We start from the raw sequence: 8,303 nt of genomic DNA on the forward strand, positions 1-8,303 counted from the left end.
CACCACTGCACCCATCGATTCGGTACATCGCGCTAGAGCTTTGGGGTTGTCTTTGGCTGAATTGCGGGAACAACAGCCGCAGATTTTCGCTATGTTAAAAACGGAATTTCGGGCAACTATTGTCGGTTTTGAAACCCTGCCAGGACAAGTTAATGGCAATGGTGCCGGGCGAGGTTATATCTATCAATATATTCCTCCCCGGCCCCCACAAATTCATCAGGCGGTTTATCAATGTGAGTCGTTAGAAGTAGTTTATTTTAGTGAACAATTAGACTTTTTAAGAATTTTATTACAGGTCAAAAATACTCCCGTGGAAGCTTTGGCAGCCGCTTCTATCCGTCAGATGTATCAATTGCGTCAAGCCGATCGACAATGGTTAGTCAATGTGGGCAGACAGTTAAGTGTTTTACTTAAAGATGATTATGATCGCTTGCGTTATATTCTCAGTCAAATTCATATTAGTCCTTAGATAATTCGGCTCTCTTGGCACTCTTAGAGTGGTGGAAATCCCTTACTCCCTTTCTTTGTGTCCTTTGTGTCTTTGTGGTTAAAAAAAATCAGCAACCCTTGGCCATTCTCGGAAATGTAGGAAATGTTTCTAGATAACATTCTCTACCCAGTGAATATATAGCAAACCTAAAATCTTTTCAAGTTAGTAAATTTGAAAAGATTATATTTGGCAAAAATTCAAATAAAAGATTAATAATCTTAAAGTTTTTGCCGAAACGATAAAACCTCCTGAGCAAATTTTTTAATTGAAACCAAATTGCTTCAAGTGGATTTTCTTCTGGCGCATAAGGGGCAAAAAGTTCACAAGTAATTTGCCATTCTGATTTTGCTAATCCTTTGGTATATTTTTCTAAAATTAAATCTGGCTCTAACAAGTTTAATGCACCATAATAAGTTTGTCTATCTTTATAATTATTAATTGGTATTTCCACTAGATAAGTATTTTGACTCACGCTCCTTCCTCTTTTGAGACCTTGTGACCCTTAGGGTGCGGAATGTGGGATTTGAGCAACGCTAAGAGAGAAAAAGCAGCGGGTATCACATATCTGTATAACGTGCTACAATAATCCAAGATTCCATTAAAGGTTAGATTATCAAACGACGACTCAGGACTATCAAGGTCGGAAAACCTCGTTCGATAGTCTGAGCAGAGGCAAGACAATCAGTTAGAACTAATTTACTATCTGAGACTGTCCAATCGTTGGAATCGACTTCGGGTATGAGTGAGGATATCGATCCGCAATTGTCAGGGTAATACCAAATCCCCCTGATCCAGTCCAGTTGACAACCCTTCTGGTTCGTAGTGACCACTTCAGTCGTCCCTGATGATAACTGGGTTTTGCTAACTGGATTGAGGATAAACCTGCCTTAGTGCGGTTTTGTCGTTACTTGTCTAACAATTGTTGCTATTTCACTAACTACCTTATTTTTCATGGTTAATAATTATGGCAAGCAAATCTTATTCGATGGTGCAAAATTCCCCAAGCGGAACAACCGGAACGGGACTAGATCAAACGGTTGAAAGAATTGGCATAGATACAGGACTTGCTGGTGCCAATCTCGGTACAAATATTACGGATGGAATGACGGCAGCTAATGAATTAAATCATTTAATCTTAGAAGCCAAACAAGCCACTGGAGTCGCTAGTAACGGCATTTTTACTGTCAGTGACGTAACCGCGATTAATGCCTGGATTCGTGCCAACCGTTTAGCAGAATTTACTGCTCTCCACGGCGATGATGACGGGACAACAGAAACAGGGTTTCATTTAGTCCAAAATGACGGAGCGACTCAACAGTATCGCAATCAGAATTTAGTTGATACGGTTTTTGATGGCATTTATCACATTGGTTTCCTAATTGAAAATGGCACCTTTGTCAATGAAGATGGTAACGCCAATGCCACAGTTGCTCAGGTAGCGGATTGGCTAACCCAATTTTATACAGATCGGGCAACAACTAATACCGGACTTGATCAGATTACGGAATTAATCATTGCTGATCAGGGTTTAGCGCAAAATATACCTTGGCAAGAAATTGCTGGCGGTGCTGATGCGGCCAATGGACTGAATGATTTATTAAAAACAGCGATTACCACCTACAATCTCGCCGCCGATGGTTCAATTTCCGAAAGCGATATTGCACAAATTAACAATTGGATTCGCTCTGATGCCACCCGTTATAATACTTTTGTTGTTCTGCATGGGGATGATGACGGCACAACAGAAACTGGCTTCCATTTAGTTCAAAATGACGGCGCTCAGACCACATATTTTGCGAAAAACCTAGTTAATACCGTTGCCGACGGAATCTATCATATTGGTTTTGAGATCCAAAATGGACGGTTTCTCAACGAAGATGGTGCGGCCAATGCCACAGTCAAAGACGTAGCAGATTGGGTAACATATTTTTACGTCGATCAGTCCACCACTGGCACCGGATTAGATAAAATTGTCGATACCATCAAAATTGATACTGGCTTAGCCAAGTGGACAAATGCGGGGGATATTAACGCTGGAGCCGCCGCCGCCGATGGACTTAACCATCTATTAGTCGATGGCATTACCGCTACAGGTGTCGCTGCTGATGGCTGGATTACCAGCGATGATATTCGCACCCTCAATCAATGGGTTCGCACTAATCACTATGACGAATTTATCCTCCTCCACGGTGACGATGAGGGAAATGAGGAAACAGGCTACCACCTGGTACAAAATGACGGAGCGACAACCCAATACTTCGGTAAAAATTTAGTCAATACCGTAGCCGATGGACTCTATCATATTGGCTTTACCATCGAAGAAAATCGTCTCGTCAACGAAGACGGCGATGCCAATGCTCGCCTTAACGATGTTTCTAGTTGGCTCAACTATTTCTATCTTCAGAAAACCATTATTTACGGTGATAACTCTAGCGACACGATTACAGGTACGAATCTTGCTGAACACCTGATGGGTTACGGAGGAAATGATGTTCTCAGTGGTGGCGGCGGCGATGACCTAATCGATGGAGATTGGGGATGTGACAATTTATCGGGTGGAGTTGGTAATGACTTACTCTATGGCGGCGCAGACAATGACCAATTGGATGGAGGCGAAGGGTCAGACACTTATTATGTCTCCGGTAATCTAGCCGGAGGCTGGTCGAGTTTCCAAGGCTACGACATCTACACCGATACCGGCACCTCTGGTGTGGATAAAATTGTGGCTTTGGGTACAGGAGACGTGGACCTGGGGATTCTTTCCTTTAGCGCCAATAGTGGCATTGAAACCATCGACGGAACAGGAGTAACAGGAAAAGTAACAATCATCGGTGATTGGAGTGACAATACCCTCGACTTTTCTAATACTGCTTTCGTCGGTGGCAATATCCAAATCCATGGCTATTGGGGGAATGATAATATCACTGGCACCACTGGTAATGATGTCATTATTGGTGGCGGTGGTGAGGACAAACTTAACGGTGGTAACGGTTCCGACAATTACCTTTATACCGGCTATCAAAGTAATGATTGGAGTACCTTTGAAGGCTATGACACCATTACAGATAAAGGGACAACTGGGACAGATACCATCGTCGCCAAAGGTACGGGTAATGTTGATATTGGTCTCAACAGTTTTGGGGTCAATAGTGGCATTGAAACCATCGACGGGACAGGAGTAACAGGAAAAGTAACAATCATCGGTGATTGGAGTGACAATAAACTCGACTTTTCTAATACTGCTTTTGTCGGTGACAATATCCAAATCCATGGCTATTGGGGGAATGATAATATCACTGGCACCACTGGTAATGATGTCATTATTGGTGGCGGTGGTGAGGACAAACTTATCGGAGGATTAGGGTCAGATCAACTAACGGGAGGTGAAGGTCGGGACCGTTTTATCTTCAACACCGTTGATGAAATCGGTCAAGGCGCAAACCAAGACAAAATCCTCGATTTCAATACTGGTTTTGATACTATTGACGTCTCTGGCATCGATGCCAACTCCCTCAATGCTGGTAATCAGAGTTTCACGTTTATTGGTGCCTCGGATTTTTCAGGTCAAGCGGGACAACTGCGCTTTAACGGCGGTCTCCTTTGCGGGGATATCAACGGCGATGCAGTCAGCGACTTTCAATTGGCGATGGCTGGAGTGTATAGTTTACCTGTTACCAATATAGTGCTGTGACATCCTCTGGTTTGAGGCAATAAGCTCTCACTGCATTTAACTGAGTGTCAGCAGAATTCCCTCGCTTTTAGCGATGGGATGAATGCTGACTTTGTATATAGACATAATTCAAAGTTCCAATTTCCCTATTCATCGATTAAAATGCTGATGTCTTCATTGGTTCCCGCTAAAATATAAATAATTTTGAGTCGGCTATCATAGCGGAATAGGTATATCGTTTGGTAGAGAAAAGATCAGCAACTGACAGATAAAGATAGCGGTATCTTTCTATCAAGGAAAAGTTTTGTAAATTTCTCTACGATGTGCGACCCGTTGACAGATGATGGTTTGATTGGGTGGCTCTTCTAGGTTCTGTGTGATAAGTTTAACTTATATAGGATCGATCAATCTTTGTGTCCTTTGTGTCTTTGTGGTTCCTTCCACTCGCTCGCTAGGAAGAATGTATCTTAGAATACATTTTGCCCACCAAACCTAAGAGAGCCATTGGGTTTATCAATAGTCAGGCCAATCCTATAATCTGCAACTCTAATTTTATATTTATCTTTATGTCCTTTCATTTTATCGAGATAGCCTAATTCAAAAGGATTGTCAGTTTCTAACTCGGAAAATACGATCAACTCAACGCGAGATTGTATGTCTTTTGGCAAAGAGGCTAATTCTTTTAAAAATCTCTTGTTGTATTCAACCTTCCACATTTTTGTTTTTAAGCGATTCTAAATATTGTAAGGCTTTTTCTTTGTCTAGGATTTGATCATTTTCAACTTCTTCGATGAGTTTTCCTAGTCCGTAATCCTCTAGGATTTCTTCGATTTTTTCAAATTCAGCAATGGGAATCTGAACAGCAATCGGCTTTTGATCTTTGTCTAATACATAGTTTTTGTTAATTTCTAGCATTTGGTTCTCTCAATAGTATCATTTTCGCTATTTTTTGTCATGTTTTGGGCGGTATTTAACCGAACTAATTTTCTACCACTTTTCCCTTGTCTCTCCCTCCAATCGGCGCAAATCGCTTTTATATCGTAGTTGAAAGACTTGGCGTGTTCTTCTCTAATCTTATGAATTTCTTCGAGTATTTCATCTTCCCACATAGCTCATTCTCCCATTAACTCGTAAGGTGTACAGATTAGCGGTAATTTGTAGCCGAAATCCGCGCATATATTGAGAAGTTTTTTCTGAATTTGAGCATTAGTAATATGTTTACAGTTCCATGTTAACAGATAAAAGTTGCGGACAGGATAAAGATAGCGGTATCTTTCTGTTAGGTGTTATATTCTACAAGTCCTCGCGGGGAAAAATACGCAAAATGTCACGAGCAAAACGAGAACTAATCCCAGGCTATTCCTATCATATAACCATTCGCTGTAATAACCGAGAATTTCGCCTGACCCGTCTAGAATGCCGACAGGTGTTACTCTACGCTATCAAAAAAGCGATCGAAAAGTACGGATTCAAACTCTACGCGCTCTGTGTGATGAGTAACCATATTCACTATCTCATCGAACCGAAAGACGCGGAAGACTTACCCAAAATTATGCACTGGTTGAACTGGTACACCGCCATGTGTTTTAACCGAATGCTGAATCGAACTGGTCACTTCTGGGAGAAACGCTATCACAGTAGCGGTTTTCCCACCACGGATACTAAGCGAGCGCTGAATACCCTACGCTATATTCACGCCAATCCGAAGGCTGCGGGAGTCCAAGTCGGATTCTTCTACGATTTTAGCGATTACGGGGTCTATGACCGACTCGGAGACGATGGCTTAACCACTTGGCATCCTGCGTTTTTGAGTCTGGGAGAAACCCTAGAGGAATGCGCGGCCAAATATCGCGGATTCTGCAAGAAATACCGGCCGCGACCGAAACCGGAAACCCGCAACCACTGGGGAAGTAAGCTACTCGCGGGGATAAAGCCGAAGAAAAGGTCTAAAAAATCCTCTCCGGGCCAATTGTCTCTCTGGTGGGAGGAGTGGGAGGAAGTCACCCCAGAAATTCTCGCGGTGGCGGATCAGTTCGTTTTTGCCAACGCCTACAACCCCCGCGTCGCTGGAGACATACTACAATCATGTCGCGGACCGGACCCGGGTCCTGGGTGACAGGTATCGAAAACCCAGAACCCGCATGGCTTCGTGGAAAATCAACCCGATACAATTCTTAAAAATTGGCTGTTACCTTTATATGTTACATTTTACAAGTCTCGACGCGAGAGAAGAGAAACCCCAAAAACCCCCCACCACCCCAACACACTCAAAACTCTGCCGCCCCGGGAGGTGTCCATGGGGTGCTTTTAGGTCAAAAGTAACATCTTTGTAGTATATCCAGATATTATTCACTCGCCAGCCTACTCTATCTCCGAAAGCGTCCCAAACTCTTTCATTATACTTCCGCGTCCCACCGAGTTCGCGGTAGATTTTCGCCTGCACGGAAAAACCAAAGCGACCGCCACTATATTTCACCCATAATTGGTCAATGGTTCGCAAATCCTCGCAGGGAAAATTATCCATATCCTCTACCCGTAACCATCCCTCTTTTGTTCGGTTGGCAGCCTGTAGCATCACTCTCGCGGTTTCTTCGTCCGCTTGCTTCCATTGCTGCCGTTTTAATAAATCTTCTAAGTTCCGATAATCGATTCCTTTGGCGCTTTTAAGTTCGATTTCTGGCGATGCTGCGGGTTTCGGGGTTTCTGTTATCGTTTTCGCCGACTCGCCATTTATCGGTTCCGTTTTAGGGGACGGTGGGACGGGTTGTTGTGCTAATTTTCGATTAATTCTGTCGTAATCTTGCCAGTATTTAGGTCTGGTTGTATCCAAAGCCAGAACTCGTCTCATCAACTGTCGCGCTTCCTCTAGCTTTCCCTCCACTTCCAACTCTAAAGCTTCCACTCGCAATAACTCTATATCGGGAGTCTTTGCCTGTTTCGGTAACAGAATCAGATGATTTTTATAATGCGGTTCGACAATAGAATGGAGGGTTTGCGGGGGTTTGTTGTGTTGTCGGTTGATTTCTGGAATCCTTTCGCGGAGACGATTACAGAGTCTTTCTACTGTAGCGCAGTTATTTTCTCCTTGGATTCGTAAAGCCTCTAGAAGTGAATAGGTAAACGAACCCTGTTGTAGTTCGGGAATTTCGTAGGATTCCTCCGTCGGACTACAGGAAGCGATGGTTATCACTCCCTGTTGCTTTTGCCAGCCTACGGATTTATTGCTAAAGTCGTTCTCGTTGCGACAGGCATCGAGAAAGAGAATGATATTATCTGCGCCACATCTCCGTAAACGTTGGGTAACGTAATTGAGGGGAATGGTCGTCCGTTCGATTAAGGTCGGGTGTCCCTCGCTGGGAACGAGGTAATCCTGTCCCTGATGGCGTAATCCGTGACCACTGAAGAAAAACCAGAAATTATCGCCGGTTTCTAAGCGTTGCGACTCGAAAAAGTCGTGCAGGAAAGCCATTAGATTTGTGTACGTCGGTTTCGTCTCCTGTTGGGAACCATTCGGCGCGGTTATTGGGTCAGAATCATCGGTAAACAGGAAAACTTCCTCAAAATTAATCTCGTCACGACAATAACGCGCCATCTCTACCGCGTCCTGCTTGGCACATTTGAGCGGTTTCAAGCGCTTGTATTGATTTATCCCGATAAATAATCCCCAGTTCGCCATTAGTCTGCAGTCGGTGTGTTTTTCTCGTCTCGCTTGAATTTTAAGGTTAATCCGCCTTTGGTGCCAGTCTTAATCCCCGTCCCTAACAATTTTACTTCACCTTCTCCGGTAATCTCTACGCAAAGCTCTACTTCATCGAGTTTAAAACCGGTTTGTTGGTTGACCTGTTTCTGTGCTTGATTGAAGACTTTGCCGATAAGCTGGAGAAAATGGGAAAGTTCTGTCTCTAGCTTCTCTATGCTCACTTTTACGCCGCGAGTCGCAGCTTCGGTGATAATTTTCCTCGTGTCCCAGGGATTGTCATAGGTGTCGTTTCCTTTCGCATCTTTATCGGGGGTGACGGGGGTATCTTCTGCGGTGATAATCCAAATAGTTTCTTCTGGCATAGCGCTCTCGTTTTTCGGCAATGGTTCTCCTTTATTATTCTAGTTACCCATTGCTAACTCACCTATAGAGATAGGGGTTAA

General features: G+C 43.5%; 8 protein-coding genes and 2 pseudogenes. 3 read left to right on the plus strand and 7 right to left on the minus strand.

Going from position 1 to position 8,303, the window contains the following annotated elements; translation table 11 throughout:
- A partial coding sequence (locus PX484_RS20245) for a hypothetical protein (RefSeq protein ID WP_288105287.1) occupies positions 1-469 on the plus strand: 469 nt, incomplete at its 5' end.
- 167 nt (positions 470-636) lie between these two features.
- On the opposite strand, the pseudogene PX484_RS26135 reads toward PX484_RS20245, so the two are convergent.
- Positions 637-971 (minus strand): annotated as a pseudogene (locus PX484_RS26135) (IS630 family transposase); the annotation flags it as partial.
- A 483-nt stretch (positions 972-1,454) separates the two neighbouring features.
- Between PX484_RS26135 and PX484_RS20255 the strand changes: the two are divergent.
- Positions 1,455-4,181 carry a calcium-binding protein gene (locus PX484_RS20255; protein ID WP_287767318.1) on the plus strand — a complete coding sequence of 909 codons (2,727 nt, stop codon included), beginning with the start codon at positions 1,455-1,457 and terminating at the stop codon, positions 4,179-4,181.
- A 125-nt stretch (positions 4,182-4,306) separates the two neighbouring features.
- Here the strand turns inward: PX484_RS20255 and PX484_RS26140 are convergent.
- From PX484_RS26140 to PX484_RS20270, 4 genes and pseudogenes are all read right to left on the minus strand, one after another.
- Positions 4,307-4,402: pseudogene (locus tag PX484_RS26140) on the minus strand (DUF6888 family protein); the annotation flags it as partial.
- A gap of 225 nt (positions 4,403-4,627) precedes the next feature.
- Positions 4,628-4,876, minus strand: a complete 249-nt coding sequence (locus tag PX484_RS20260) for a type II toxin-antitoxin system RelE family toxin (protein ID WP_287767316.1) — start codon at positions 4,874-4,876, stop codon at positions 4,628-4,630.
- Positions 4,863-5,075, minus strand: a complete 213-nt coding sequence (locus PX484_RS20265) for a RelB antitoxin-like protein (RefSeq protein ID WP_008198347.1) — start codon at positions 5,073-5,075, stop codon at positions 4,863-4,865. The genes PX484_RS20260 and PX484_RS20265 overlap by 14 nt, the downstream gene beginning before the upstream one ends.
- Positions 5,069-5,269, minus strand: a complete 201-nt coding sequence (locus PX484_RS20270) for a hypothetical protein (RefSeq protein WP_002743272.1) — start codon at positions 5,267-5,269, stop codon at positions 5,069-5,071. The genes PX484_RS20265 and PX484_RS20270 overlap by 7 nt, the downstream gene beginning before the upstream one ends.
- 215 nt (positions 5,270-5,484) lie before the next feature.
- On the opposite strand from PX484_RS20270, the gene PX484_RS20275 reads away from it, so the two are divergent.
- Positions 5,485-6,276, plus strand: a complete 792-nt coding sequence (locus tag PX484_RS20275; RefSeq protein ID WP_287767315.1) for a transposase — start codon at positions 5,485-5,487, stop codon at positions 6,274-6,276.
- Between the two features lie 78 nt (positions 6,277-6,354).
- Here PX484_RS20275 and PX484_RS20280 read toward each other — a convergent pair whose 3' ends face one another.
- Positions 6,355-7,836 carry a GUN4 domain-containing protein gene (locus tag PX484_RS20280; RefSeq protein ID WP_288105290.1) on the minus strand — a complete coding sequence of 494 codons (1,482 nt, stop codon included), beginning with the start codon at positions 7,834-7,836 and terminating at the stop codon, positions 6,355-6,357.
- Positions 7,836-8,222: a Pepco domain-containing protein gene (locus tag PX484_RS20285; RefSeq protein WP_069474594.1), complete on the minus strand. Its 387-nt coding sequence runs from the start codon at positions 8,220-8,222 to the stop codon at positions 7,836-7,838. The genes PX484_RS20280 and PX484_RS20285 overlap by 1 nt, the downstream gene beginning before the upstream one ends.
- Positions 8,223-8,303: the final 81 nt, after the last annotated feature.

It is taken from the genome of Microcystis sp. M49636_WE2, assembly GCF_030065375.1.
GTDB classification, from domain to species: Bacteria; Cyanobacteriota; Cyanobacteriia; order Cyanobacteriales; family Microcystaceae; genus Microcystis; species Microcystis aeruginosa_C.

Excerpts from the sequence above, each read along its gene's own strand:
- PX484_RS20260 (WP_287767316.1), bottom strand. The coding sequence starts at position 4,876 with ATGTGGAAGGTTGAATACAACAAGAGATTTTTAAAAGAATTAGCCTCT.
- PX484_RS20275 (WP_287767315.1), top strand. The coding sequence starts at position 5,485 with ATGTCACGAGCAAAACGAGAACTAATCCCAGGCTATTCCTATCATATA.
- PX484_RS20280 (WP_288105290.1), bottom strand. The coding sequence starts at position 7,836 with ATGGCGAACTGGGGATTATTTATCGGGATAAATCAATACAAGCGCTTG.
- PX484_RS20265 (WP_008198347.1), bottom strand. The coding sequence starts at position 5,075 with ATGCTAGAAATTAACAAAAACTATGTATTAGACAAAGATCAAAAGCCG.
- PX484_RS20255 (WP_287767318.1), top strand. The coding sequence starts at position 1,455 with ATGGCAAGCAAATCTTATTCGATGGTGCAAAATTCCCCAAGCGGAACA.
- PX484_RS20270 (WP_002743272.1), bottom strand. The coding sequence starts at position 5,269 with ATGTGGGAAGATGAAATACTCGAAGAAATTCATAAGATTAGAGAAGAA.
- PX484_RS20285 (WP_069474594.1), bottom strand. The coding sequence starts at position 8,222 with ATGCCAGAAGAAACTATTTGGATTATCACCGCAGAAGATACCCCCGTC.